This is a genomic window from Streptomyces sp. NPDC058326 (assembly GCF_042879855.1).
In the GTDB taxonomy this organism is placed as follows: domain Bacteria; phylum Actinomycetota; class Actinomycetes; order Streptomycetales; family Streptomycetaceae; genus Streptomyces.
Genome location: NZ_JBHVZO010000018.1, coordinates 1 through 26,683 on the forward strand (window position 1 = coordinate 1; position 26,683 = coordinate 26,683).

The 26,683-nt window shown below is 72.5% G+C and carries 20 protein-coding genes; 9 read left to right on the top strand and 11 right to left on the bottom strand.

Features of this window, described 5'->3' with window-relative positions; translation table 11 throughout:
- Positions 1-91: 91 nt before the first annotated feature.
- Positions 92-1,606: a fatty acyl-CoA synthetase gene (locus tag ACFVYX_RS27685; protein WP_389684207.1), complete on the bottom strand. Its 1,515-nt coding sequence runs from the start codon at positions 1,604-1,606 to the stop codon at positions 92-94.
- 156 nt (positions 1,607-1,762) lie between these two features.
- On the opposite strand from ACFVYX_RS27685, the gene ACFVYX_RS27690 reads away from it, so the two are divergent.
- Positions 1,763-4,156, top strand: coding sequence for a penicillin acylase family protein (locus ACFVYX_RS27690; RefSeq protein ID WP_389684208.1), 2,394 nt, complete (start codon positions 1,763-1,765; stop codon positions 4,154-4,156).
- A gap of 22 nt (positions 4,157-4,178) precedes the next feature.
- Here the strand turns inward: ACFVYX_RS27690 and ACFVYX_RS27695 are convergent, their stop codons facing one another.
- The 3 genes from ACFVYX_RS27695 to ACFVYX_RS27705 form a co-directional block, all read right to left on the bottom strand.
- Complete coding sequence (locus tag ACFVYX_RS27695) at positions 4,179-5,276, bottom strand: calcium:proton antiporter (protein ID WP_389684209.1); 1,098 nt, start codon at positions 5,274-5,276, stop codon at positions 4,179-4,181.
- Positions 5,277-5,418: 142 nt separating this feature from the next.
- Positions 5,419-6,969, bottom strand: coding sequence for an acyl-CoA synthetase (locus ACFVYX_RS27700; protein WP_389684210.1), 1,551 nt, complete (start codon positions 6,967-6,969; stop codon positions 5,419-5,421).
- On the bottom strand, positions 6,966-8,075 hold the full coding sequence (locus ACFVYX_RS27705) for an NAD(P)H-dependent flavin oxidoreductase (protein ID WP_389684211.1): 1,110 nt from the start codon (positions 8,073-8,075) through the stop codon (positions 6,966-6,968). The genes ACFVYX_RS27700 and ACFVYX_RS27705 overlap by 4 nt, the downstream gene beginning before the upstream one ends.
- A gap of 125 nt (positions 8,076-8,200) precedes the next feature.
- On the opposite strand from ACFVYX_RS27705, the gene ACFVYX_RS27710 reads away from it, so the two are divergent.
- The gene (locus tag ACFVYX_RS27710) at positions 8,201-10,012 is read left to right on the top strand and encodes a serine hydrolase (protein WP_389684212.1); all 1,812 of its coding nucleotides are present in this window, start codon (positions 8,201-8,203) and stop codon (positions 10,010-10,012) included.
- Between the two features lie 263 nt (positions 10,013-10,275).
- On the top strand, positions 10,276-12,291 hold the full coding sequence (locus ACFVYX_RS27715; protein ID WP_389684213.1) for an exo-alpha-sialidase: 2,016 nt from the start codon (positions 10,276-10,278) through the stop codon (positions 12,289-12,291).
- A 47-nt stretch (positions 12,292-12,338) separates the two neighbouring features.
- Here the strand turns inward: ACFVYX_RS27715 and ACFVYX_RS27720 are convergent, their stop codons facing one another.
- From ACFVYX_RS27720 to ACFVYX_RS27750, 7 genes are all read right to left on the bottom strand, one after another.
- On the bottom strand, positions 12,339-13,247 hold the full coding sequence (locus ACFVYX_RS27720; RefSeq protein ID WP_389684214.1) for a LysR family transcriptional regulator: 909 nt from the start codon (positions 13,245-13,247) through the stop codon (positions 12,339-12,341).
- A 109-nt stretch (positions 13,248-13,356) separates the two neighbouring features.
- Entirely contained in the window at positions 13,357-14,556 is a 1,200-nt protein-coding gene (locus tag ACFVYX_RS27725; RefSeq protein WP_389684215.1) for a glycine C-acetyltransferase, read from the bottom strand.
- A 3-nt stretch (positions 14,557-14,559) separates the two neighbouring features.
- A complete protein-coding gene (gene tdh / locus ACFVYX_RS27730) occupies positions 14,560-15,594 on the bottom strand; it encodes an L-threonine 3-dehydrogenase (protein WP_389684216.1) in 1,035 nt (344 codons plus the stop codon).
- A gap of 223 nt (positions 15,595-15,817) precedes the next feature.
- The gene (locus tag ACFVYX_RS27735) at positions 15,818-17,377 is read right to left on the bottom strand and encodes a phytoene desaturase family protein (RefSeq protein ID WP_389684217.1); all 1,560 of its coding nucleotides are present in this window, start codon (positions 17,375-17,377) and stop codon (positions 15,818-15,820) included.
- Positions 17,378-17,659: 282 nt separating this feature from the next.
- Positions 17,660-19,858 (bottom strand): tetratricopeptide repeat protein, encoded by a 2,199-nt coding sequence (locus ACFVYX_RS27740; RefSeq protein ID WP_389684218.1) that lies wholly within the window; start codon positions 19,856-19,858, stop codon positions 17,660-17,662.
- On the bottom strand, positions 19,840-20,754 hold the full coding sequence (locus ACFVYX_RS27745) for an oxygenase MpaB family protein (RefSeq protein WP_389684219.1): 915 nt from the start codon (positions 20,752-20,754) through the stop codon (positions 19,840-19,842). The genes ACFVYX_RS27740 and ACFVYX_RS27745 overlap by 19 nt, the downstream gene beginning before the upstream one ends.
- A 66-nt stretch (positions 20,755-20,820) precedes the next feature.
- Positions 20,821-21,093, bottom strand: a complete 273-nt coding sequence (locus ACFVYX_RS27750) for a hypothetical protein (RefSeq protein WP_389684220.1) — start codon at positions 21,091-21,093, stop codon at positions 20,821-20,823.
- A 9-nt stretch (positions 21,094-21,102) separates the two neighbouring features.
- On the opposite strand from ACFVYX_RS27750, the gene ACFVYX_RS27755 reads away from it, so the two are divergent.
- From ACFVYX_RS27755 to ACFVYX_RS27780, 6 genes are all read left to right on the top strand, one after another.
- Entirely contained in the window at positions 21,103-22,449 is a 1,347-nt protein-coding gene (locus ACFVYX_RS27755; RefSeq protein ID WP_389684221.1) for a nicotinate phosphoribosyltransferase, read from the top strand.
- Positions 22,446-23,342, top strand: a complete 897-nt coding sequence (locus tag ACFVYX_RS27760; protein WP_389684222.1) for a potassium channel family protein — start codon at positions 22,446-22,448, stop codon at positions 23,340-23,342. The genes ACFVYX_RS27755 and ACFVYX_RS27760 overlap by 4 nt, the downstream gene beginning before the upstream one ends.
- A gap of 468 nt (positions 23,343-23,810) precedes the next feature.
- Positions 23,811-24,443, top strand: coding sequence for a hypothetical protein (locus ACFVYX_RS27765; protein ID WP_389684223.1), 633 nt, complete (start codon positions 23,811-23,813; stop codon positions 24,441-24,443).
- 115 nt (positions 24,444-24,558) lie between these two features.
- Positions 24,559-25,128 (top strand): cupin domain-containing protein, encoded by a 570-nt coding sequence (locus tag ACFVYX_RS27770; RefSeq protein WP_389684224.1) that lies wholly within the window; start codon positions 24,559-24,561, stop codon positions 25,126-25,128.
- Positions 25,125-25,895, top strand: coding sequence for an SDR family oxidoreductase (locus ACFVYX_RS27775; RefSeq protein WP_389684225.1), 771 nt, complete (start codon positions 25,125-25,127; stop codon positions 25,893-25,895). Before ACFVYX_RS27770 ends, ACFVYX_RS27775 begins: the two co-directional genes overlap by 4 nt.
- A 14-nt stretch (positions 25,896-25,909) precedes the next feature.
- Positions 25,910-26,659: an SDR family NAD(P)-dependent oxidoreductase gene (locus ACFVYX_RS27780; protein ID WP_389684226.1), complete on the top strand. Its 750-nt coding sequence runs from the start codon at positions 25,910-25,912 to the stop codon at positions 26,657-26,659.
- Positions 26,660-26,683 lie beyond the last annotated feature (24 nt).

Sequence of the window (26,683 nt, forward strand, 5' to 3'; positions counted from 1 at the left end):
CACCCGCTACGACAAACGAGCCACCCATTACCAAGCCATGGTCACCCTCGCCTGCCTCCGACTCTGGCTCCCATGACTTTCCGGACACCCCCTAGAAGGGCCCGTCGGCGAAGCGGTCGCGGAGTTCGCGCTTGAGGATCTTGCCGCTCGCGTTGCGGGGCAGTTCGGGCGTGAAGTGGATGCGCTTCGGGGCCTTGAAGTGGGGGAGGTTCTCCCGGGCGTGGGCGAGGAGTTCGTCGCCGGTGACCTCGCCGCGGGGGACGACGACGGCCGTGACCGCCTCGATCCAGCGGTCGTCGGGGAGCCCGATCACGGCCACCTCGGCGACGCCGGGATGGGTGTAGAGGGCGTCCTCGACCTGGCGGGAGGCGACAAGCACTCCCCCGGAGTTGATGACGTCCTTCACCCGGTCGACGATGGTGAGGTAGCCCTCGGGGTCGCGGACGGCGAGGTCGCCCGAGTGGAACCAGCCGCCCCGGAAGGCCGCCTTCGTCTCGTCGGGCTTGCGCCAGTAGCCGTCGCACAGCTGCGGGGAGCGGTAGACGATCTCGCCCGGGGTGCCGTCGGGAACGTCGTCGCCGTTCTCGTCGACGAGGCGGGCCTCGACGTGGCGGACCGGACGGCCGCAGGAGTCCATCCGGCCCTCGTGCTCGTCGGGGCCGAGGACGGTGGCGAGCGGGCCGATCTCGGACTGGCCGAAGCAGTTGTAGAAGGCGAGGCCCGGCAGCCGGGCGCGCAGCCGCTCCAGGACGGGCACGGGCATGATGGACGCCCCGTAGTAGGCCTTGCGCAGGGCCGACAGGTCGCGGCTGTCGAACTCCGGGTGGTTGGCGAGGCCGATCCAGACGGTGGGCGGGGCGAAGAGGCTGTCGGCGCGGCCCGCCTCGATCAGGTCGAAGAGGACCACGGGGTCGGGTCCGTCGATGATCGTGTTCTCCGCGCCGACGGCGAGGTAGGGGAGCAGGAAGACATGCGTCTGCGCCGAGTGGTAGAGCGGCAGCGCGTGCACGGGCCGGTCGTCCTCGCGCAGGTCGAGGGCCTCGATGGCGCTCGCGTACTCGTGGACGAGCGCCAGGTGGGTCATCATGGCGCCCTTGGGCTGGGCGGTGGTGCCCGAGGTGTAGAGCAGCTGGACGAGGTCGCGGGCGTCGCGGTCGGTGTCGTACGTCTCCGGTGCGGCGAGCGCGTCGAGGAGTGAACCGGGCGCGTCCCGCAGCGGCTTGACGGCGAAGGCGTCGGGGACGCGGTCCGCGAGGGCGGGGTCGGCGAGAACGAGCGAGCTGTCCGACTGCTCCAGGACGTACGTGAGGTCGTCGCCGGTCAGGTGGTGGTTGACCGGCACGTGGATCAGGCCGGCCCGGGAGCAGGCGAGGAACGCGATGAGGTAGGCGTCCGAGTTGTGGCCGTACGTCGCCACCCGGGCGTACTCCGGCAGGGCGAGGCCGTGGTGCGGCTCCCGCAGGACGGCCGCGGCGGTGTCGACCGCCGCGTCCAGCTCGGCGTACGTCCAGGTCCGGTCGGCGTAGCGGACGGCGATCCGCTCGGGGACGCGCTGGGCGCTCATGCGCAGGACACCGTCGACGGCGCGGCTGAGGAGTCGATCCATGCCGTGATCCTCGGCGCGGAGCGGGCGGCTGGTCAAGTACCGGGAGGCGTGCCGTACCGGCCCGGACCTCGGATACCGAACGGGATGTTGACATGGGGGCGCGCAGCTGGGTGCATGGTCCAACTCATAGTGCTCATCCGTCCGTTGGGAGACACGTTGCATCTCCGCACCCGTCTGAAACACCTGGCGCTCGCCGGCGCGGCGCTCGCCGTCGTCACCGCCTCCCTGCCCGGCGCGGCGGCCGCCGACTCCGGGGACCGGGGTCAGGGCCCCTCCGACCGGGGCCTGTCGGCCGTCATCCGGTACACCGAGTACGGCATCCCGCACATCGTCGGCAAGGACTACGCGAATCTCGGCTTCGGGACGGGATGGGCGCAGGCGGCCGACCAGGTCTGCGTCCTCGCGGACGGCTTCCTGACCGTCAACGGGGAGCGGTCCCGGCACTTCGGCCCGGACGCCGCTCCGGACGGCTCGCTGTCCTCCGCCGCGACGAACCTCTCCAGCGACCTGTTCTTCCGGGGGGTGAAGGACGCCGGGACGGTCGAGAAGCTGCTCGCGACCCCGGCGCCGGCCGGACCGAGCGGCGACGTCAAGGAGCTCATGCGCGGCTGGGCCGCCGGCTACAACGCCTGGCTGCGGAAGAACCGCACAGCGGACCCCGCCTGCGCGGGGGCCGGCTGGGTCCGTCCGGTGACCGCGCTCGACGTGGCCCGGCGCGGCTTCGCCGTGTCGGTGCTCGGCGGTCAGGGCAGGGCCGTCGACGGCATCACCGCCGCCCGGCCACCGGCCGCTCCCCCATCGGGCTCCGCGTCCGGCGGCGTCCCCGATCCGGACGACGCCGCGGCGGCGGCCAGGGAGCTGTTCGCCGCCGAGAACGCCACCATGGGGTCGAACGCCGTCGCGTTCTCCGGGGCCACCACGGCGAACGGGCGCGGGCTGCTCCTGGGCAACCCCCACTACCCCTGGCAGGGCGGCCGTCGCTTCTGGCAGTCGCAGCAGACCATCCCCGGCGAGCTGAACGTCTCGGGCGCCTCGCTCCTCGGGACGACCGTCGTGAACATCGGCTTCAACGACAAGGTCGCCTGGAGCCACACCGTCGCCACCGGCGTGCCGCTCAACCTGCACCAGCTGACACTCGCTCCGGGCGACCCGACCGCGTACCTGGTGGACGGGAGGCCGGAGCGGATGACCCCGCGCACGGTGACCGTGCCGGTCAAGGACGGTGCGCCCGTCACCCGTACCCAGTGGTGGACCCGGTACGGCCCGGTCGTCGGCGGTCTCGGCGCGCAGCTGCCGCTGCCGTGGACCGCGACCACGGCGTACGCGCTCAACGACCCCAACGCGGCCAATCTGCGCGGTTCCGACACCGCGCTCGGCTTCGGAAAGGCGCGCTCGACGCGGGACGTCGCCGACACCCTGCGCCGCACCCAGGGGCTGCCCTGGGTCAACACGATCGCGGCCGACTCGGCGGGGCACTCGTACTTCAGCCAGTCGCAGGTGCTCCCCCGGATCACCGACGAGCTCGCCGAACGGTGCTCCACCCCGCTCGGCCGGGCCACGTACCCGTCCTCGGGTGTCGCCGTGCTCGACGGCTCGCGCTCGGACTGCGCGCTCGGCTCCGACCCCGACGCGGTACAGCCGGGGGTCTTCGGCCCGGCGCGGATGCCGGTGCTGCGGGACACCCCGTACGTCGAGAACTCCAACGACAGCGCCTGGCTGACCAACGCCGACCGGCCGCTGACCGGCTACGAGCGGGTCTTCGGCACGATCGCGACCCCGCGCTCGCTGCGCACCCGGGGCGGTGTCGAGGACGTGGCGGCGATGGCGGAGCGCGGCCGGCTCACGGTGACCGACCTCCAGCGTCAGCAGTTCGCCAACCGGGCGCCCGCCGGTGACATGGCGGCGGCCGACGCGGCGAAGGCCTGCGCGACGGCGGTGCCCGGTGACCCGGAGGTCTGCCGGGTGATCGGGGCCTGGGACCGGACGGTGAACACCGACAGCCGGGGCGCGCTGCTCTTCGACCGGTTCTGGCGCAAGTTCACCGGCGCGGTGAGGCCGGCCGACCAGTGGAAGGTGCCGTTCTCACCGGCCGACCCGGTCCGTACCCCGCACACCCTGAACACGGCGACGCCCGGATTCGCGAAGGCGCTGACCGACGCGGCGGCGGAGCTGCGGGCGGCCGGCATCCCGCTGGACGCGCCGCTCGGGGCCCACCAGTCCGTCGTACGGAACGGGGAACGGATCCCCGTGAGCGGCGGCACCGAGTCGCTCGGCGTCTGGAACAAGACGGAGTCCGTGTGGAGCGCGGCGGGCGGCGGCTACGTGGAGGTCGCGCACGGGACGAGCCACGTCCAGGCGGTGGGCTGGGACGGCGGCCGGTGCCCGGTGGCGCGCACCCTGCTCGCGTACTCCCAGTCGTCGGACCCGCGGTCGCCGCAATACAGCGACCAGACCCGGCTGTACGCGGGCGAGCGCTGGGTGACCTCCCGGTTCTGCGAGAAGGACATCCTGCGCTCGCCGGCGCTGCGGGTGGTGGTCGTCAGGGGCTGAACGGTTCTTCCCCGCCCCGTCCTCAGGGGCTGAACGACAGGAAGACGAAGGCGCCGAAGATCGCGAGATGGACGCCGCCCTGGAGGAGGGTGGCCCGTCCGGGCACCACGGTCAGCGCGCTCACCACACCGGTCAGGACGAGCAGGACCATGTGGAGCGGGCCCAGGCCGAGCAGGAGGGGCCCGGACAGCCAGATCGAGGCGAGCGCGATCGCCGGAATCGTGAGACCGATGCTGGCGATCGCCGAGCCGTACGCGAGGTTGAGGCTGGTCTGCACCCGGTCCCGGCGGGCGGCGCGGACGGCGGCGAGGGTCTCGGGCAGCAGCACCATCAGGGCGATGACGACCCCGACGACCGCCTTGGGCAGGCCCGCCGACTCGACGCCGTTCTCGATGGTCGGCGAGATCAGCTTGGCGTTGCCGACGACGGCGACGAGGGCGAGGAGGAGCAGACCGAGACTGGTCCAGGCCTCGCGCCTGGCCGGCGGCTCGGCGTGCTCCTCCTCCGATTCGTGGCCCGGGCGCGGCACCGGGAGGAAGTAGTCCCGGTGCCGCACGGTCTGGACGCCGACGAACACGCCGTACAGGCAGAGGGAGGCGACGGCGGCGAAGGCGAGCTGGGCGGAGGAGAACTCGGGGCCCGGCTGGCTGGTGGTGAAGGTGGGGAGGACCAGCGTCATCGTGGCCAGGGTGCAGACGGTGGCGAGTGCGCCGCCCGAGCCCTCGGCGTTGAAGACGGCGACGCGGTTGCGGAGCGCGGAGACGAGGAGGGACAGGCCGACGATGCCGTTGCAGGTGATCATGACGGCGGCGAAGACGGTGTCGCGCGCGTAGGTCGAGGTCTTCTCGCCGCCGCCCGCCATCAGGGTGACGATGAGTCCGACCTCGATGACGGTGACCGCCACGGCGAGGACGAGCGAGCCGAAGGGCTCGCCGACGCGGTGGGCGATCACCTCGGCGTGGTGGACCGCCGCGAGGACGGCGGCGATGAGGCAGAGCGTGATGAGGGCGACGGCGAATCCCGGGAGATCCCTCCCCCAGGCCGCCCCGAGCGCGAGCGCGGCCACCACCGGCCCCCAGGTGGTCCAGTGCCGTGCCGTCGACGCCGTACGCGAACTCATGATCCGCATCCTGCCACAATGAGCGGTTTGTGCGGTTTTGTTCAAGCGTCGAAGTCAGCGGCGGGCCCGTTCGCCGCCCGTCCCCGTCACACGCGCCCTGTCACACGCTCCAGTCCTCGCAGTACTGGACGTGCGGGGAGCTTCAGAGGGGGCGCTCGTGGCCCTCCCAGTACGGGTCGCGGAGGCGGCGCTTGTAGAGCTTGCCGTTGGGGTCGCGGGGCATGGCGGGGACGAAGTCGACCGACTTCGGGCGTTTGAAGCCGGCGAGCCGGTCCGCGCAGTGGGACAGGATCTCGGTGGCGAGCGCGGGGCCCGGCTCGTGTCCCTCGGCCGCCTCGACGACGGCCTTGACCTCTTCGCCCCAGTCGGCGTGGGGGATCCCGAAGGCGGCGGCATCCGCGACGGCGGGGTGGGCGAGCAGCGCGGCCTCGACCTCGGCCGGGTAGATGTTGACCCCGCCGGAGATGATCATGTCGATCTTCCGGTCGCGGAGGAAGAGATAGCCGTCCTCGTCGAGGAGGCCGAGGTCGCCGACGGTGAAGAAGTCGCCGATGCGGTTCTTCGCGGTCTTCGTCTCGTCCTTGTGGTACTGGAAGCCGCCGGTGTTCATCTTCAGGTAGACGGTGCCGAGTTCGCCGGGCGGCAGCCGTTCGCCTTCGTCGTCGAAGACGGCCAGTTCGCTGATGGGCCAGGCCCTGCCGACCGTGCCGGGCCTCTTCAGCCACTCCTCGGCGGTCGCGAACGCGCCGCCGCCCTCGCTGGCGGCGTAGTACTCCTCGACGCAGCGGCCCCACCAGTCGATCATCGCCCGCTTGACGTGCTCGGGGCAGGGGGCGGCGCCGTGGATGGCGTGGCGCATCGAGGAGACGTCGTACCGCTCCCGCACCTCCGGCGGGAGGGAGAGGAGCCGGTGGAACTGGGTGGGGACCATATGGGTGTGGGTGCAGGCGTGCCGGTCGATCAGCCGGAGCATCTCCTCGGGCGTCCACCGGTCCATGAGGACGAGGGGGTGTCCGATGTGCAGGGCCGCGGCGGCGAACTGGAGCACGGCCGTGTGGTAGAGCGGCGAGCAGACGAGATGGACGTTTCCGTCGCCCGGCCGGATGCCGAAGATGCCGAGGAACCCGCCGAGATGGGTCTCCTCGGGGAGCCTGCCGGGGAGCGGGCGGCGGATTCCGCGGGGCCGTCCCGTGGTGCCGGAGGTGTAGTTCATGACCCAGCCGAGGGTGCGGTCGGCGGGCGGTGACGCGTCCTGGCCTTGGAGCAGTTCGGCGTACGGGCGGAAGCCGGGCACCGTACCGACGGCGTACCGGTGGGTGGCGGCGAGACCGGCCTCGTCGGCGGCGAGGGTCACGGCATCGGCGAACCTCTCGTGGGCGAGGAGGACCTTGGCGCCGGAGTCCGCGACGATCCAGGCGATCTCGGGGCCGACGAAGTGGTGGTTGACGGGGACGAGGTAGAACCCGGCCTGGGTCGCGGCGAGATGGGCGGCGAAGAACTCGGGGCCGTTGGGGAGGACGACGGCGAAGGCGTCGCCGCGTTCGAGTCCGGCGGCGCGCAGGCCGTGGACGAGACGGTTGGCCTCGGTGTGCAGCCGGCCGGCCGTCCACTCCTCGCCGTCGGGCGCGACGAGGACCGTGCGGGAGGGGTCGGCGGTGGCCTGGGCCCAGAAGCCCGCGGGACTCTGTGTCACGGTGTGCTCCGTCCGGCGATGCGGGTGATGCGGTCGACGGCCTTCTCGAAGCCCCGGGTGAGTTCGTCGACGACCTGCTGGACGCTCCGCTCGGAGTTCATCCGGCCGACGATCTGTCCGACGGGGGTGCCGAGGAGCGGGTCCACCTCGTACTTCTGGATGCGGGAGACGGCCTCGGCGACGAGGAGGCCCTGGAGCGGCATGGGGAGCGTGCCGGGTCCCGACGGGTCGTCCCAGGCGTCGGTCCACTCGGTACGGAGCTGCCGCGCGGGCTTGCCGGTCAGGGCGCGTGAGCGGACGGTGTCCCCGGAACCGGCGGCGAGGAGCTTGGCCGTGAGGGCGCGGGAGTGCAGGTCGGCCTCGGTGGTGGTGAGCCAGATCGAGCCGAGCCAGACGCCCTGGGCGCCGAGGGCGAGTCCGGCGGCGATCTGCTCGCCGCTGCCGATGCCGCCGGCGGCGAGCACGGGCAGCGGGGACACGGCGTCGACGACCTCGGGGGTGAGGACCATGGAGGCGATCTCGCCGGTGTGGCCGCCCGCCTCGTACCCCTGGGCGACGACGATGTCGATGCCCGCGTCGGCGTGGTGGCGGGCGTGGCGGGCGCTGCCTGCGAGGGCGGCGACGAGGACGCCGTGGTCGTGGGCGCGGGCGACGACGTCGGCGGGCGGGGAGCCGAGGGCGTTGGCGAGCAGCTTGATCGGGTAGTCGAAGGCGACGTCGAGCTGGCCGCGGGCGACCTGCTCCATCCAGCCGGTGATGCGCCAGCCGGAGGCCTCGCCCTCGGCGAGTTCGGGCACGCCGTGCTTGGCGAGGGTGGCGCGGACGAAGGCCCGGTGCTCCTCCGGGATCATCGCCTCGACCTCGGCCTCGCCGACCCCTTCCACCTTCTTGGCGGGCATCACGACGTCCAGGCCGTAGGGCAGTCCTCCGGTGTGCTCCTGCATCCAGTCGAGGTCGCGGGCGAGGTCGTCGGGAGCGGTGTAGCGCACGGCCCCGAGGACGCCGAACCCGCCGGCTCTGGTGAGTGCGGCGGCCACCGCGGGGAAGGGCGTGAAGCCGAAGATGGCGTGCTCGATCCCCAGGGTGCGACTCAGCTCCGTCTTCATGGGCGGCAGGATGCCGCAGCGGCGTGCCGGAGGGAAGAGTTTTTCTGATGCTCCGTCAGATTTTTTGCGGCGCGGGGGACGGCACGTCGACGTTTCGCCGCGGCTCTCGGTGGGAGAGGGTGGGCATGACAAAGGACGGGACGAGAGGTCAGGGCGGGCTGAGCCGCCGCGCGTTCGGTGGCGGGGTACTGGCCCTCGGAGGTGCGGTGATGATCGGTACGGTGCCGGGGGCGGCGGCCTCGCCGGACCCGGGGGCCCGCGGCGGGGGCGGAGGCAGCGCCGGGAGCGGAAGCGTGGGCGGAGCGTCGGCCCGGCGGACCACACTGCGGCGCGGCTCGGCCGAGCGGGCCGGGCTGCTGTCGGCTCCCCTGGACCGGCTGGTCACGGAGGCCGAGAGCTTCCTCGCCCCCTCCCCCGCCCACCCCTGGTACGCGGGTGCCGTGCTGCTCGCCGGGCGCGGCGGCACCGTGGCACTGCACCGGGCGATCGGCTCGGCCGTGCGCTACTCGGCGTACGACGAGAAGACGGACACCGGGGTCGAACTACCGCCCGAGCGGCGGATTCCCATGACCGAGGAGACCGTCTTCGACCTGGCGTCGGTCTCCAAACTGTTCACCTCGATCCTGGCGGTGCAGCAGATCGAGCGCGGGACCCTTGACCTGGAGGGCAGGGTCACCGCCTACCTGCCGGAGTTCGGCGGCGGCGGGAAGCGGGACGTCACGGTCCGGCAGCTGCTCACCCACACCTCCGGTTTCCGGTCCTGGATCCCGCTGTACCGGGAGCCGACGAGGGAGGGACAGCTGCGGCTGCTCTGGGCGGAGACGCTCGCGAACCCGCCGGGGTCGGCGTACCTCTACTCCGATCTGAACCTGATCACGCTCCAGCTGATCCTGGAGGAGATCACCGGTCGCGGTCTGGACACCCTGCTCCACGACGAGATCACCGCTCCGCTCGGGATGCACCGCACTCGTTTCAATCCGCCGCTCTCCTGGCGGCCGGACATCGCAGCCACCGAGGACGCCCGGCCGCCGTGGTCCGGCCTGGACAGGGGCATGGTGTGGGGCGAGGTCCACGACGAGAACGCCCACAGCATGGGCGGGGTCGCCGGCCACGCCGGGATCTTCTCCCGCGCCTGGGACCTCGCGATCCTCGCCCGGACCCTCCTCAACGGCGGGGCGTACGGCCGGGCCCGCATCCTCGCCCCCGCCTCGGTGGAGCTGATGTTCACCGACTTCAACACCGCCTTCCCCGGCGACGAGCACGGGCTGGGCTTCGAGCTCCACCAGCACTGGTACATGGGCGCCATGGCCACGCCCCGGACGGCCGGGCACACCGGCTTCACCGGTACCAGCCTCGTCCTCGACCCGACGACCGACGCCTTCCTGATCGTCCTCGGCAACTCCGTGCACCCGGTGCGCAGCTGGCGCTCCGGCTCCGCGCCTCGCGTCGCCACCGCGAACCAGCTGGCCAGGGCCGTGCCCGTCCGGCCGGCCCGGGGCCGTACGGCCTGGTTCTCCGGGATGGAGAGCGGTACGACGGGCACACTGACGCTCCCTCATGCGGCGGGCGCCGCGCGCCTGGAGTGCGCACTGTGGTGGGACACCGAGCCGGGCGCCGACGCGACGGCCCTGGAGTCCTCGGCCGACGGCGGCACGACCTGGCGGCCGGTGCCCTTCACCACCGACGGGCACACCGCGCACCCGGCGGGCGCGGTCAGCGGCTGGTCCGGCCGCGTCTGGCACACCGTGTCCGCGCCGCTGCCCGGGGACGTGCTCCTGCGCTGGCGGTACACCACGGACCGGCGGTACGTGGGGCGGGGTGTGTACGTGGACGGACTGCGGCTTCTCGACCGCGCGGGGCGCGTGGTGTTCGACGAGGCGCGTCCGGCGGACAGGACGCGGATCGAGGCGAACGGCTGGAGCAGATCGGCCGACTGAGCGCCGGCCGATCGGACACGCCCGGGCCGACCGCCGGTGCGGACCGCGTCCATGTGATCACATGAGGTACCGTCCCGGCGGGAAGATCTCACCGGGGGGATGAGACGAACGCGTGGGCGAGCGTCTGTCGTGTCGCCCGTCAGTGGTGTTCTCCCAGCTCGCGGGGGCCGCCGCCACCGGCCCGCTGACGAACGGCACGACCGCTTCGAGGCCCAGCCGCGCCCCCGTCCTTCCCCGTCGCCATCTCCACGAGGTGTCCCTTCATGCTGCCCCTGTCCGAGCGCCGCCCACCGGGCGCGCGCCGCTTCGCTCTGTCCGCATGGCTGTGCGCGCTCTCCCTCGCCGTCCTGGCCGCCGTCGTCCTCGCGGTCACGCCTCCGTCGGCCGCGTCCGCCTCGACGACCACGACGACCACGACGGCGTCGCTCACCACCCAGGTGTCCAACACGCCGTTCAAGGCGCGGGAGAACTACTACTGCACCCGCATCCCGGCACTCGTCACCAGCACGAAGGGCGTCCTCCTCGCCTTCGCCGAGGGCCGCACCCGGCTGGCCACGACCGGTTGCCACGACGTCGGCGACAACGATCTCGTACTCAGAAGGTCCCTCGACGGGGGTGCGACCTGGCAGCCCCTCCAGGTGGTCATCGGCGGATCCGACCGGCTCGCGCACGGCAACCCCGCGCCGGTCGTCGACGCCGTCACCGGGCGGATCACCCTGCTGTACTCCAGCAGCGACTGGAACCGTGACGAGGCCAACCCCAAGCGCAGCGGCTTCCCCCGCACCGTTCACGCCGTCCACAGCATGGACGGCGGAGTGACCTGGTCCCCGAGCGTGCCGCAGCCGCAGCTCAAGGCCACCGGTTGGGGCTGGGTCTCCACCGGCCCCGGTCACGGCATCCAGCTCAACCGCGGGCCGCACCATGGCCGGCTGATCGTCCCGGGCGACCACACGGCCGGCGGCGACACGACGGCCGGCGGCCAGCTGTACCTCAGCGACGACGGCGGCCTCACCTGGAAGCTCGGCGCGGGCTCCGAGGCGCCCAAGTCCGGTGCGTTCCCCGGCGAGTTGACGGTCGCCCAGACCGTCGACGGTGATGTGTACGTCAACGCCCGCAACTCCGAGCCCACCCGCTGCCTGACCAACGAGCACCGGCTGCAGACCGTCAGCACCGACGGCGGCGGCTCCTTCGCGGCCCCCTTCACCCCGGTGAGGAACCTGGACACCTCCCCGGTGTTCGGGTCACTGCTGCGGCTGCACGCCGAGGACCAGGACGAGAAGCCCGACCGGCTGCTGTACTCGGGGGGTGCCCGCCTCGGCCCCAGCCCACTGGAGGACCGGCGCGAACTGGCCATCCGCTCCTCGTACGACGAGGGGAAGACCTGGGAGACCGTCGGCACCCTGGTCTCGGCCGCCCGCACCGGGTACTCCGATCTGACGGTACTGGCGAACGGCTCCATCGGCGTCCTGTACGAGACGGCCGGGAACATCCCGCACGGCAACGTCGTCTTCACGGCCTTCACCGAGAAGGACATGGACGCCGCCAGGACCGAGCTGCGCCGCCCCCGCACCGCCGACACCCGCGAACGGCCCGCCGGCGAGGCCGGCAACCACGCCGTCGTCCACGGCGGGGCCCGGCTCGGAACACGTCTCGACGGCATGGCCATGGAGTTCGACGGCCAGGACGACTACCTGCGCCTCGTCTGCTCACCGTCCCTGCGGGTCGACGACAAGGACTTCACCGTCACGGCCTGGTTCCGGCACTCGGCCACCACCGGGGCGCTGCCGATCGTGTGGGCGTACGGGATGCCGGGCACGGACCCCTTGAAGAAGGGCCGGCACTTCTCGGTCCGGGCCGAACCCGGCGTGGGCGACGTCCTGCGCGCCACCGTCGGCACGGACATCGGCTCCACCGAGGTGACGCTCCCGTCCTCGTACAACGACGGCGCATGGCACCACGTCGTGTTCACCCGCCAGGGCCTCACCCTCAGCCTCGCGGTGGACGGGGCCGCTCCGGCCACCGCGACCATGCCGGCGGGAGCCTCGGCGGCGGAACGGAACCTCACCCCGGGCGCCGAGTTCAACATCCACATCGGTGCCCGGCCGGACTTCCCCAACCAGCCGGCCGGAGTCGCGCAGCTCTTCCGGGGCACCCTGGACGACGTGCGGCTCTACGGGACGGCGCTGACGGCTGCCGAAGCGGCCGAGGTGAAGGCCGGTTCCCTCGCCGTGGCGACCGACAAGGAGAAGCTCCGCCTGGGCTTCACCACCATCTGGTAGACGGGGCGACCCCCTCGGCCGGGGATGCGGCAGTCGGCGCGCTTCCCTCAGGCGCCGGCTTCCGACGCCGTGCGCAGGGCGGTCAGTACGGGGCTGATCAGGGGGTGCTCCTCCGCCCCGCGCCGGACGGCGGCGAAGACCCTGCGCGTCGGGGCGACGCCGTCGATCGGGCGGACGTCCACGCCCGAGAGCTCCATGCCGCGCAGGGCCGAACGCGGCACGAGCGCCACGCCCGCGGCCGCCGCCGCGAGGGCGACGACCGCGCGGAAGTCGTCGGACGAGTGCTCGAGACGCAGCGCGAACCCCGCGTACTCACAGGCGAGCACGGTCACGTCGTGGCAGGGGTTGCCGGTGGACTGGCCGATCCAGGTGTCCTTGGCGAGGTCGGCGAGCGCGACCCGTTCGCGGTGCGCGAGCGGATGGCCGGGCGGCAGGACCGCGTCGAAGGGCTCCGCGTACAGCGGGACCCGGGTGAGGCGGGCGTCGTCCTCGCCGGGAGCGCCCCGGTACTCGACCGCGACGGCCACGTCGACCTGCCGGTCGAGGACCATGAGCAGGCTCTCGTCCCCCTCGGCGTCCCGCACCCGGACCCGGATGCCGGGTGCGGTGCGGGCCAGGGCCGTAAGGGCGGGGGCCACCACGAGCCCGATGCCGGTGGCGAAGGCGGCGACCGTGACCGTACCGGCCTCACCGGAGCTGTAGGCGGCGAGTTCGGACTCGGCGCGCTCCAGCTGGGCCAGGACGGCGTTGGCGTGGCTGAGCAGGATCTCGCCGGCCGGGGTGAGGCGGGCGCCGCGGGCGTTGCGGTCCACCAGACGGTGGCCGGTCTCCTGCTCCAGGGCGGCGAGCTGCTGGGAGACGGCGGAGGGGGTGAGATAGAGCGCGGCGGCCGCCGCCGTGACCGTGCGGTGGTCGGCCACCGCACGGAGGATGTGCAACCGCCGTGCTTCGATCATGTCCCTAGTCTCGCAGGCCGCGAGAGCGCCGCCCGCCTCAGGCGACGGGCCCGCTCCGTGGCCTTCCGCCCGTCGTCGGACGCGCAGGCCCCGAGCCCCGCTCCCGCCGTCAGCCGCGCAGGGCGGCGCGGGCCTCGACGAAGGCGTCGACGGCCCGGTTCACGTCGTCCGTGGAGTGGGCGGCGGACAGCTGCACGCGGATCCGGGCCTGGCCCTGCGGGACGACCGGGTACGAGAAGCCGATCACGTACACGCCGCGCTCCAGGAGCAGCTCGGCCATGCGGCCCGCCTCGGACGCGTCGCCGATCATGACGGGGGCGATGGCGTGGTCGCCGGGCAGGATGTCGAAGCCCTCCGCCGTCATGCGGGTCCTGAACAGCTCCGTGTTGGCGCGCAGTCGCTCGCGCAGGTCGCCGGCGGACTCCAGGAGGTCGAGGACCTTGAGGGAGGCGGCGGCGATGACCGGGGCGAGGGTGTTCGAGAAGAGGTACGGGCGGGAGCGCTGGCGCAGCAGGGCGACGATCTCGGAGCGGGCCGCGACGTAGCCGCCGGAGGCGCCGCCGAGGGCCTTGCCGAGGGTGCCGGTGATGATGTCGACGCGGTCCATGACGCCGTGCAGCTCGGGGGTGCCGCGGCCGCCGGGGCCGACGAAGCCGACGGCGTGCGAGTCGTCGACCATGACCATGGCGTCGTACTGCTCGGCCAGGTCGCAGATCTCGTCGAGCGGGGCGACGTAGCCGTCCATGGAGAACACGCCGTCGGTGACGATCAGCTTGCGCCGGGCGCCGCCCTCGGTGGCCTCCTTGAGCTGCTGCTCCAGGTCGGCCATGTCGCGGTTGGCGTAGCGGAAGCGGCGGGCCTTGGAGAGGCGGATGCCGTCGATGATCGAGGCGTGGTTGAGGGCGTCGGAGATGACGGCGTCCTCGCGGCCGAGGACCGTCTCGAAGACGCCGCCGTTGGCGTCGAAGCAGGAGGAGTAAAGGATCGTGTCCTCCTGGCCGAGGAAGGAGGAGAGGCGTGCCTCCAGCTCCTTGTGCACCTCCTGCGTGCCGCAGATGAAGCGGACGGACGCCATGCCGTAGCCCCAGCGGTCGAGCGCCTCGTGGGCGGCGGCGATCACCTCGGGGTGGTCGGCGAGGCCCAGGTAGTTGTTGGCGCAGAAGTTGAGCACCTCGCCGGGCCGTCCGCCCGCGGTGACGGCGACGGTGGCCGACTGGGGGGTGCCGATGACCCGCTCGGGCTTGTGGAGCCCGGCCTGCCGGATCTCGTCGAGGGTGGCGCGGATGTCGTCGCGTACGGAATCGAACATGGGTCAGGCTCCCGCAGTCCAGTCGAGGATGATCTTGCCGCTCTTGCCGGAGGCCGCGTCGTCGAAGGCGGCCTCGAAGTCGGTGTACGCGTGACGGCCGGTGATGACGGGGGCGAGGTCGAGGCCGCCCTCCAGGAGCACCGACATCGCGTACCAGGTCTCGAACATCTCGCGGCCGTAGATGCCCTTGACGGTGATCATGGAGGTGACGATCTTCGCCCAGTCGACGGCGAAGTCCTCGCTTGGCAGGCCCAGCATGGCGATCCTGCCGCCGTTGGTCATGTTGGCGACCATGTCACGCATCGCGTGCGCGTTGCCCGACATCTCCAGACCGACGTCGAAGCCCTCCTTGAGCCCGAGGGTGCGCTGGCCGTCGGCGATGGTCTGCTCGGCGACGTTGAGGGCGAGGGTGACGCCCGTCTTGCGCGCGAGGGCGAGGCGCTCCTCGCTGACGTCGGTGATCATGACGTTGCGGGCACCGGCGTGCTTGGCGACGGCGGCGGCCATGATGCCGATGGGGCCCGCGCCGGTCACGAGGACGTCCTCGCCGACGAGCGGGAAGGAGAGCGCCGTGTGCACGGCGTTGCCGAAGGGGTCGAAGATCGCGGCGACGTCGAGGTCGACGGCGACGCGGTGCACCCACACGTTGGAGGCGGGCAGCGCCACGTACTCCGCGAAGGCGCCGTCCCGGCCGACGCCGAGGCCGACGGTGGCGCGGCAGAGGTGACGCCGCCCGGCCAGGCAGTTGCGGCACTTGCCGCAGACGAGGTGACCCTCGCCGCTGACCAGGTCGCCGACGGCGATGTCGGCGACGTCACGGCCGACGGAGACGACCTCGCCGACGAACTCGTGGCCGATGGTCAGCGGCGTGGCGATCGTCTTCTGCGCCCAGCCGTCCCAGGAGCGGATGTGCAGGTCGGTCCCGCAGATACCGGTCCGCTTGACCTTGATCAGTACGTCTCCGGGGCCGGTCTCCGGCTCGGGCACGTCCGTGAGCCAGAGTCCCGGCTCCGCCTTCAGCTTGACCAGCGCCTTCAATGCAACGGCTCCCGACGTGCGTGTCCTGTGATGTGGGGGTGCGGGCGCGGCTGCGTACCCAAGATCCCTGGAAGAGAATCTTCCGTACGGAGCGCTCGCGGTCCATCGAGGATTTCTTAAGCGCGCTCGCAGATCAGCTTCACACCACGGGCGGGGGCGCGGCGACGCCGACGCGCCCGAACGGACCGGTCCCCGTCGTGGCGGTGTCCGGGGACGGGCTCGGTCAGCGGCCGAGGGCCGCCATCGCCGCGTTGTGGCCGGGGATGCCGCTCACTCCCCCGCCCCGGACCGCGCCCGCTCCGCACAGCAGCACGTTGGCGTGCCGGGTCTCGACGCCCCAGCGGCCGCCGTCCCGCGCGTACGGGAAGGAGAGGTCACGGTGGAAGATGTGGCCGCCGGGCAGGCGCAGTTCGCGTTCGAGGTCGAGCGGGGTCTTCGCCTCGATACAGGGACGTCCGTCCGCGTCGAGGGCGAGGCAGTCCCTGATCGGCTCGTCGAGGTGGGCGTCGAGCTGGTCGAGGGTCGCCGCGAGGAGCGCGGCCCTGGTGCCCTCGTTGTCGTCGGTGAACAGCCTTGCGGGGGTGTGGAGCCCGAAGAGGGTGAGGGTCTGGTGGCCGGTGGCGGCGAGGTCGCGGCCGAGGATCGTCGGGTCGGTCAGGGAGTGGCAGTAGATCTCGGAGGGCGGGGCGGAGGGGAGCCGGCCCGCGGCGGCCTCGGCATGGGCGGTGGCGAGCTGCTCGTACCCCTCGGCGATGTGGAAGGTTCCGGCGAAGGCCTCGTGCGGGTCGACGGAGCGGTCGCGGAGCTTCGGCAGCCGGGTGAGCAGCATGTTCACCTTGAGCTGGGCGCCTTCGGGGGCGGTCGGGGGTGTCTCGCCGAGGAGGGCGGCGAGGTCGCGGGGAGAGGCGTTGACGAGGACGTGGGCCGCCTCGACGGTGTCCTCGCCGTCGGCGGTGCGGTAGGTGAGCGCGGCGCGGCTCCCGTCGGTCTCGATCCGGGTGACCTCGTGACCGGTGAGGATGTGGGCGCCGGCGGCGCGGGCCGCTTCGGCGAGGGCGTCGGTGAGGGCTCCCATGCCGCCGACGGGCACGTCCCAGTCGCCGGTGCCGCCGCCGATGACGTGGTAGAGGAAGCAGCGGTTCTGGAGGAGCGTCGGGTCGTGGGCGTCGGCGAAGGTGCCGATGAGGGCGTCGGTGAGAACGACACCGCGCACGAGGTCGTCGGTGAAGGTCCGCTCGACGGTGACACCGAGGGGTTCCTCGAAGAGCATCCGCCAGGTGTCGGCGTCGTCGACGCGGGCGCGGAGCTCGGCGCGGGTCGGGAGGGGCTCGGTGAGGGTGGGGAAGATCCGGCGGGCGGCCCGGCCGGTGCGGGCGTAGAAGGCCTGCCAGGCGTCGTGCTCGCGGTCGGAGCCGGTGAGAGCGGCGAAGGAGGCGCGGGTACGGTCGGGGCCGCCGCCGACGAGGAGGCCCCCGTCGCCCTTCGGGGTGTACGAGGAGACGGACCGTTTCCGCACGGCGAACCGCAGGCCGAGGTCGCGCACGATCTTCTCGGGGAGGAGGGAGACGAGGTACGAGTACCGGGAGAGCCGCGCGTCGACCCCGGCGAAGGGCCGGGTGGACACGGCGGCGCCACCGGTGGAACCGAGCCGCTCGAGGACGAGGACGGAACGCCCGGCACGGGCCAGGTAGGCGGCGGCGACCAGTCCGTTGTGGCCGCCTCCGACGACGACGGCGTCGTGGGAACGGGCGGGGGCGCCGAGCAGCGGGGCGGGGAGGGCCATGGCTCATGCTCACACGGGGGCGACGGGTGAGGAAGAGGGCCGGGCCGCGCCGGCCGGGGGCCGGGGATGGGGCCACGCCCGGGGATCTGGGGGTGTGCGTGTGTCGGAGGCCGGGGGGCCGCGCAGGCCGGGGGCCCGAGGGTGTGCGTGCGCCCGGGGGCCTAGGGGTGTGCGTGTGTCGGAGGCCGGGGGGCCGCGCCGCCCGGGGCCTGAGGGCGTGCGTGCGCCCGGGGGCCTGAGGGCCTGGGGGTGTGCGCGCGCCCGGAGGCCGGTTGGCCCACGTCAGTGGGGTGGCGGCGTGGCCGCTCTCAGAAGGAGGGCCGCCGCTTCGGCGGGACGGCCCAGGCGCTCCAGGCAGTGGGCCTCGTCGTCGAGGGCCGCGAGGGTGTCGGGGTGGGCGGGGCCGAGGAGGCGGGTGCGGGCGGCGGCGGTCGCGCGGTGCGCTTCGAGGGCCTCTCCCCAGCGGCCGAGCCGTCCGAGGGCGACGGCGGTCTCGCGCCCGCTGAGAAGGGTGTCCGGGTGGTCCGGCCCGAGGACCCGCTGCCGGTCGGCGTGGACACTCTCGGACGCGGCGAGCGCCTCCTGCCAGCGGCCGAGTCTGCCGAGGTTGACGGCGAGGGCGTGGCGGGCGCGCAGGGTCTCGGGGGCGTCGGCGCCCTGGGCGCGGGTGCGGGCGGCGACGAGGTCACGGCAGACCTCCAGGGCGTCGGCGGCCTGGCCGAGCCGGCCGAGGCAGACCCCGGTCTCGTAGCGGGCGGCGAGGGTGTCGGGGTGGTCGGGCCCGAGGGCGGCGGCGCGAGCCTCGGCGACCGCGCGGTACTGGGCGAGCGACTCCTCTCCCCGGCCGAGGCGCCCGAGGGTGAAGGCCACCTCGTGCCGGGTCACGAGGGTGTCGGGGTGGTCCTCGCCGAGCAGCCGGGCCCGGGCCTCCGCGACCTCCCGCGCCGTGCGGTACGACTCCTCCAGGCGGCCGAGGCGGCCGAGGGTGAACGCCAGGTTGTGCCGGCAGCGCAGGGTGTCGGGGTGGTCGGGGCCCACGGTGCGCTCACGTGCGGCGAGGACGCTGACGTACACCTCGTACGCCTCGGGGTGCCGTCCGAGGCGCCCGAGCGCGTACGCCCGCTCCTGCCGGGCCGCCAGGGTGTCGGGGTGGTCCTCGCCGAGGACGCGGGCGCGGACGGCGGCGACCCGCTCGAAGACGCGCAGGGCGTCGGCGGGGCGGTCGAGCCGGGCGAGGGCGAAGCCGACCTCGTAGTGGCTGGCCAGGGTGTCGGGGTGGTCCTCGCCGAGGGCCGCCGCGCGGTGCTCGGCGACGGACCGGTGCACGGACTCCGCCTCGCCCCAGCGGCCGAGGCGGCCGAGGCCCATCCCGGCCCGGTACCGGCCGGCGAGCACGGCGACGAGCTCCGCGGAGGGAGCGGCCGGGGCGGAGGGGTCCGGGGCGGGGCCGGCGGTCGTCCACTCGGTGGTGAGCACGGCGGCCGCGGGGTCGTGGGCGACGGGGCGCGGCGCGGCGCCGGCGTCGGCCGGCCGGTGCCCGCCGGTGATGCCGCGGACCCACGCGGGCGCGGGGGGCGCGACGGCCGGTGGTGCGGGCAGGGGAACGGGGGCGGTCACGGCGAGGGACGGCCCGACGCGCCCCGAGACGATCCGGCGGCGCAGGTCGCCCGCGTCGGCCGGCCGCTCCTCGGGCACCTTGGCGAGCAGGTCGAGGACGATCCGGTCGAAGTAGTCGGGCAGCTCGGCGCGGTGCGCGCGCGGCGGGCGCGGCACCGTGTCCCGGTGTCCGATGAGGATCGCCCAGGAGTCGCCGAGGTCGAACGGCGGGGCGCCGGTGGCCAGTTCGTACAGCACGCATCCCAGCGAGTAGAGGTCGCTGCGGTGGTCGATCTCGCCGCCGCCGATCTGCTCCGGGGACATGTAGTGGGGGGTGCCCATGGCGATGCCGGTGCCGGTGAGGCGGGAGGTGAAGCCCATGTCGGCGCCGAGGCGCGCTATGCCGAAGTCGCAGATCTTCACCGTCCCGTCCCGCAGCCGCATGATGTTGGCGGGCTTCAGGTCACGGTGCACGATGCCGTGGCCGTGGGTGTAGGCGAGGGCGTCGGCGACCTGGTCGGCGATCTCGACGACGTCCTGGACGGGCAGCGGGTGCTGGGCGTTGGCCGCGAGGAGCTGGCTGAGGTTGCGCCCCTCCAGGAGCTCCATGACGAGGAAGAGCACGCCGTCGTACTCGCCGAAGTCGTGCACGACGGTGATGCCCCGGTGCTGGAGCGCGGCGGCCACCCGGGCCTCGCGCCGGAACCGCTCGCGGACGATCGTGAGGACCTGGGGGTCCTGCTGCGGTCCGAGCGGTTTGAGGCACTTCACGGCGACCCCGCGTCCGAGCGCCTCGTCGGTGGCGCGCCACACCTCGCCCATACCGCCGCGGCCGATGACCTCGTGCAGGCGGTACCGGCCCTGGATCAGTCTTGATTCCCCCATCGTGTGCTGCCGCCCCCGTCGTTCTTCCGCGCCTTCCCCGGCTCCTCCAGTATGGCCGCCGGTTCGGACAGTGGGTACGGGGCGGGGTACGCGTAAGGGTCGGGTCGCGCCTCCGGTCCGAGCCGGTCCATCGCGCGGAGGATGTGCCGGGGCGGGAGCCGCCACCGCAGGTGGGCGGGGACGCGGCGGAGGAGGTTGGCGGTGGCGACGAGCCGGTGGGTGACGGTCTCCGGCGGCGGGGCGGGGCGGCCGTAGAGCGCGTGGGCGTAGGGGGGCAGAGTGTCGTACGCCAGCGCTGTGACGCGCCGCCAGATGACTTCGCGCGCCGGTACGAGGGCGGGTTTCACCGGCGGTCTGCGGAGGAAGTCCTCGACGGTGCGGGTGTCCTGTCCTGCGGCGAGCCGGGGCCGTACGGCGTCGAAGTAGGCGGCGAGTTCGGCGGTGGTCCCGGGGACGGCGGCCGGGTCGAGCCCGACGAGACGGGCCGAAACGCGGTGCTCGTCGACGTAACGGTCGGCCAGGGCGTCGGTGAGCGGGAGGCCGGAGCGCCGCGCGACCGAGAGGTACGAGTCGGTCTCGGCGCAGTGCACCCAGAGGAGCAGTTCGGGGTCGTCCACGCCGAGCAGCCGGTGGATCCGGCGGACGCGGGCACCGGCCGCCTCGGCGGCCCCGGCCGTCCCGTAGCTGAGGGTCCCGACGAAGTTCGCGGTCCGCATGAGCCGGCCCCAGGGGTCCTCACGGAAACCGCTGTTGATCATGACGCCGCGCACGGCGACGGGGTGCAGCGCCTGGAGCCAGAGGGCGCGGACGCCCGCGAGCCACATGACCGGGTCGCTGTGCAGCTGCCAGGTCACGGAGCGGGGACCGAAGAGCCCGGGGTCGGCGTCCTGCGTCATGGCGCTCAGGCTACGCCCGGACACGCCGGAAGGGACCGGGCGCGGAGCGTCCGACTCGCCCCCGGTTCAGGGCTCCTCGGGCGCCGGGGCCGGTCGAGGGGACAGCTGCTGGCCCAGGCGCCGCCGCGTCCCGTCGGGCGTCTTCCCCGCGAACACCGCCGGCCCCGGCCGGGCCCGGAGGACCCGGCCGGCAAGGGCGTCGAGGCCGTCCGTCCCGTTCGCGACGAGATCAGGACCCGCGTCGAGGGCCTCCTCGCGGAGATCGACGCCGGGCGCCGGGCCTGCGCGGGACACGCCCGGCGCACCGGCCCCCGTGCGGGGCACCGGTCGGGCGTGCATGCTCGAAGCATGTCCGAGGTGACCACCACCGATCTGTACGAGGTCACGACGGCGCTCTCGTACCTGCGGGAGGACATGCGGGCACCCGCCACCTTCAGCCTCTTCGTCCGCGACCTCCCGCCGGGGCGTGGGTTCCTCGTGGCCGCCGGGCTTGAGACGGCCCTCGACTTCCTCTCCCGCTTCCGGGTGGGCCGCTCCGACGTCCAGGCGTTCGCCGAGGCCCTGCGGCGGCCCGCCGAGGACCTCGAACCGCTGCACGGCCTGTCCTTCGACGGGCAGGTCAGGGCCGTCCCCGAGGGGCGGCTGGTGTTCGCCGGGGAACCGCTCCTCGAGGTCACCGCTCCCCTGCCGCAGGCCCAGCTGGTGGAGACGTATCTGTTGTCGCTCGTCTGCCATCAGACGGTGATCGCCTCGAAGGCGGCCCGGTGCGTGCTCGCCGCCGACGGACGCCCCCTCGTCGACTTCTCGCTACGGCGGGGCCACGGCCCCGAGGCGAGCCTGCGGACGGCCCGGCTGTGCGCCATGGTCGGCTTCGCGGGCACCAGCAACGTCGCCGCCGCGAACCGGTACGGGATCCCCGCCGTCGGCACGATGACCCACGCGTACGTCGAGGCCTTCCCCTCCGAGGAGCAGGCGTTCCGGGCCTTCGCCCGCACCCACCCGGGTCCGGTCACCCTCCTCGTCGACACCTACGACAGCGATCACGGCGTCGCCGTCGCCGCGCGCGTCCTCGGGGACCTGGGGCTCGGGCGGGGGTGCGCGATCCGGCTCGACAGCGGCGACCTGGGCGCGCTGGCCCGCCGGTCCCGTACGGCCCTCGACGCGGCGGGCCTCGCGGACGTGCGGATCATCGCGAGCGGCGGCCTCGACGAGTACGGCGTCGACCGGCTCGTACGGCAGGGTGCGCCGATCGACGCGTACGCCGTGGGGACGAAGCTCAGCACGGCCGCCGACGCCCCGTACCTGGACGCGGCGTACAAGCTGGTCGAGTACGACGGACGGCCCGTCATGAAGCTCTCCCCGGCGAAGGCGACGGCGCCCGGCCCGAAGCAGGTCTTCCGCGGTCCCGGCATGCGGGACGTCGTCGGCCTGGCGAACGAGGATCCGCCCGGGGGAACGGAACCGCTGCTGCGGACCGTGATGCGCGGAGGGCTCCGGGTGGAGCCGCCCGAGACCCTGGCCGCGGCCCGCGCCCGCTTCGAGGCCGACCTCGCCGCGCTGCCGGAGGAGGCGCGGCGCGTCGAGAGCCCGGTGGCTCCCGTACCCGGCGTGTCGACCCGGCTGACGGTCCTGACCACCGTCGTCCGCCACCGGATCGAGGCGCGGACGGGCGCCGGGCGGACGGTGCGGGGATGACCTGGCTCGTGGTGCTCGCGGGAGCCGTCCTGGTCCTGGGCATCCTGCGGGACGTCTTCCACACGCTCTGGCATCCGACCCGGCACGGCGGGCTGAGCGGTCTGGTGATGCGGAGCGTGTGGCGGCTGTCGAGCCACCGCGGGAGGCGGTGGCGTCCCGCCGGACTCGCGGGCCCGCTCGGCATGATCACGGTCGTCGCCGTCTGGGCGCTGACCGTGGCCGTCGGATGGGCCCTCGTCTACTGGCCCCACATGCCGGACGGCTTCACGTACGCCACGGAGCTCACCCCCGCCGAGCACGCGGGGCCGATCGACGCGCTGTACGTCTCCCTGGTCACCCTGGCCACGCTCGGCCTCGGAGACATCGCACCGACCTCGGGGCCGCTGCGGGTGCTCGCGCCCCTGGAGGCCCTCATGGGCTTCGTGCTCCTGTCGGCCACCGTGGCCTGGATCCTCGGCGTGTACCCGGCCCTCGCCCGCCGCAGGGCACTCGCCCTCCGCCTCTCGCACGTCCGCCGCAGCCAGGCCACCGCGGGGGCCCTCGACTCGGCCGGCGGGGCGGCGCTGCTCGACGGACTCGCCTCGGCCCTCGCCACGATCACGGTCGACTTCCTGCAGTACGCCGAGTCGTACTACTTCTTCGACGGGGACGAGAACACGTCCCTTCCCGCTCAGCTCGGCCACACCGCGGGTCTGGCGGAGCGGGCGACGGAGGCGGGCCATCCGGACGTCCGGCTCTCCGCCTCGGTGCTGCGCATGGCGCTCGAGGACCTCGCCACCGTGCTCGACGAGCGGTTCCTCCACACGGGTGGAACCCCTCAGGTCGTCTTCACGGCCTACGCCCATGACCACGGACGCTCTCCGGCCGGGGCGGCGGAGGCCGAAGCGGACTGACGCAATCCGGCCAACCCTGGGGAGACGGGGGCGTCGGGAGCGGGCTCTCGCGGCCGGGGAGGGCTCTCCGGCGGGCGGGCCGTCCGGACTGTGCGTACACGTCGGCCGTGGCGCCATGCCCCACGACGGGCCCAAGTCGACCATTTGCAGCGAAAAGACCGACGCCATCGCGCCATCTGGCTCACTTAATTGGTCCGAAACAAAAGCGAAACGAAGCGCTCGCCCCGAATAGAACAAGCCGCGACCTGACAGCGATTCACGAGGACGCTTGATTGCCCATTCACAGGAGTCCTAGGGTTCACTCCTGTTCAAGATCGTCGGGGCGGGGAGCGCGGTGACGAACATCGTTCACCCCTCAACCGTCGACCTATTGGTGCAGACCAAACCTATCAGCCGAGGCGCATTCCGATCCCGCACGACGGGCGAAATGGTGTGCCCGCGAATGGACGCCACAGAGGAGGTCGAGACATGGAGACAGTCCGAATTCCTGAAAGTGAAAAACAGGCACTCATGGCGCTCATTCCCACCGATGCAGCACAACGCGTCGAGATCGGGACATTGGGCCCGCAGGGGACGAGCAGTGAGCACATCGCCCGACTGCTGCTGCGCTGCGTCGGAGATCCCGGCTCCTGCCGGATCGTCCTGAAGGACACCTTCGAGCAGTGCATGGACGCACTTGTCGGCGGCCGGCTCGACCTGGCCCTCGTGCCCCACGCCTATTCCCATATCAACGCCTTCTACATGCATCCGGGACTGGAGCCGGTGAGCGTCTTCCACGGGAGTACACCGGAGTACGGCCTCGCCGCGCGGACTGACTTCTCCTTCCACGAAGAGCTGCTCAGCACCGAGATCGTGGCCACGCACCCCGCTCCCGTCCCCATGCTGCGGCACCACTTCGACCGCCCCGTGAAGCTGGCCACCGTGAGCTCGACGAGCCAGGCCGCCGGCCACGTCGCCAGCGGCCGCTACAACATCGCGCTCACGAACGAGCAGGCGGTCGAGCAGTACAACCTGAAGTTCGTCTACAGGTTTTTCCGTATCCCCATGACCTGGACGGTTTTCTCACGGAGGAAGGATCTCAATGACCGCCGAAGTGCATGAACGGCCCTATTTCCCCGCTCCCGGCGTCGTGCTTCATGACCGCGGAACCCGGATCGAGTCGTACCGTCGCGAGGACACGGAGGTGAGGCTTTCCTATATTCCTTCCGGAGCCACCGTGGGACGCGACGACCCCCTTCAGGAAGCGCGCGTCGGGATGGTCATCAGCGGCGACCTTTCCGTGACCGCCGGAGACGTGACCAAGCGGATGAAGGCCGAGCACCACGTCTATGTCGTTCCTCCCGGCGTCGAACTCACGGCCGAGAACACGTCCTCTGGCGAAGTCATCCTCCTCGAGATCAGGCGCGCCAAGCCGGGCGAGACGTATTCCGCCCCCAGCGGCTATTTCCTCGAACCGATCGAGTCGCGCAAGTTCGTCAAGATGGACGTCACCTTCTTCCTCGCCGACTGGATCGAGCTGATGCTCGCCGACATCCCCGGCGGCGGCGAGATGCCGTACCACAAGCACTCCCACGAGCAGATCGGGACGTGCCTGGCGGGCCGGTACGACATGACGGTCGAGGGCTCGCGCCACGAGCTGCGGTTCGGCGGCACGTACTTCTGCGGGCCGCAGGAGGGGCACGGCGCCGCGAACCCCCACGAGGGCCTGGCCCGCTCCCTCAACATCTTCATTCCGCCGCGGTACCACCGGGTCCCCCGGCAGGAAGCGGAGCAGGAGGCCCGGTGACCCGGGTAGCGATCATCCTGGGCGCGGGCCGCGGCATCGGCAGGGCGACCGCACTGCACCTGAACGCCAAGGGGTACACGACCGTCCTGTGCGCCCGTACCTCCCCCGACCTGGAGAAGGTCGCCGCGGAGTCGGGGGACGGCGGGCGGACCGCGTACGTCCTTCCGGGTGACATCACCTCGCGGGCCTTCCGCGAGGAACTGGTGAGCGACGTCGAACGCCGCTTCGGCAGGATCGATGTCCTGGTCAACAACGCGCCGGGACCGGCGCCCGGGGACTTCGACAGCGTGGACGCCGACGACATCAGCGCCGCGATGGACCAGAAACTCGTTCCGTACCTGGATCTGGTCAAGTCCGTCGCTCCGGTGATGATCCGCAACGAGTTCGGCCGGATCGTCAACATCGTCGGCAACATCGGCAAGGAACCCGCCCCCGGCATGTTCCTCTCCGGTCTGGTCAACGCGGCGGTCTCGAACGCCGGGAGATACCTGGCCCGTCAGTACGCCAGGCACAACGTGACCGTGAACTGCGTCCACCCCGGCGTCATCCGGACCCAGCGGTACGACAACGCCGTACAGCACATCAGCCGGACCGGCGGGATGTCGCCGCAGGAGGCGGAGGACCGTCTGAGATCGGCGATCCCCATGGACAGGCCGGGAGAGGCCGAAGAGGTCGCCGCCCTCATCGGATTCCTGACATCCGACGAGGCGTCCTACGTCACCGGTCAGCAGATATCGGTCGACGGCGGTCAATTGACATGCGTGTGAGAGGAGACGGGCTCATGTTCGAGGACAAGGTGGTCGTCGTCACCGGCGCCGCGTCGGGGATCGGCCGGCGGACCGCGATCGAATTCGCACGGCAGGCCGCGAAGGTCGTCGTCGCGGACATCGACGAGAAGGGCGGCAACGAGGTCGTCGCCGCGCTGCGGAGCGACGGACACGACGCCGTCTTCGTTCCGACGGATCTGACGGTGGACGCGGACTGCGAGAACCTCGTGGCCGCCGCCACCGACGGTTTCGGCCGGCTCGACGTCCTGGTCAACAACGCCGGGATCGAGATCACCACGCCCTTCCACGAGATGTCGGAGCACGAGTGGGACAGGTTGGTCGACACCAATCTGAAGAGCATGTTCCTGTGTTCCAAGTACGCCCTGCGCACGATGATCCCCGCCACGAGCGGAGTCATCGTCAACGTCTGCTCCGTCAGCGGTCTTGTGGCCTGGCCCGGCATCGCCGCCTACAACTCCACGAAGGGCGGAGTGATGATGCTGACGAAATCGCTCGCCGTCGACTACGCGCGCTACAACATCCGGGCGAACTGCGTCTGCCCCAGCATCATCGACACCCCGATGACGGACGTCTCCAACGCGCACGACGCGGACGTCAAGGCGGAGAAGGCGAAGCTGAATCCGATCGGCCGCCTGGGCACTCCGGAGGACGTCGCGAACGCGATCCTGTTCCTCGCCTCGGAGAAGTCCTCGTTCATCACGGGCAGCGCGCTCACCGTGGACGGCGGCTACACGGCCATCTAGGGCCTGTCTTCGGGATCACGCACA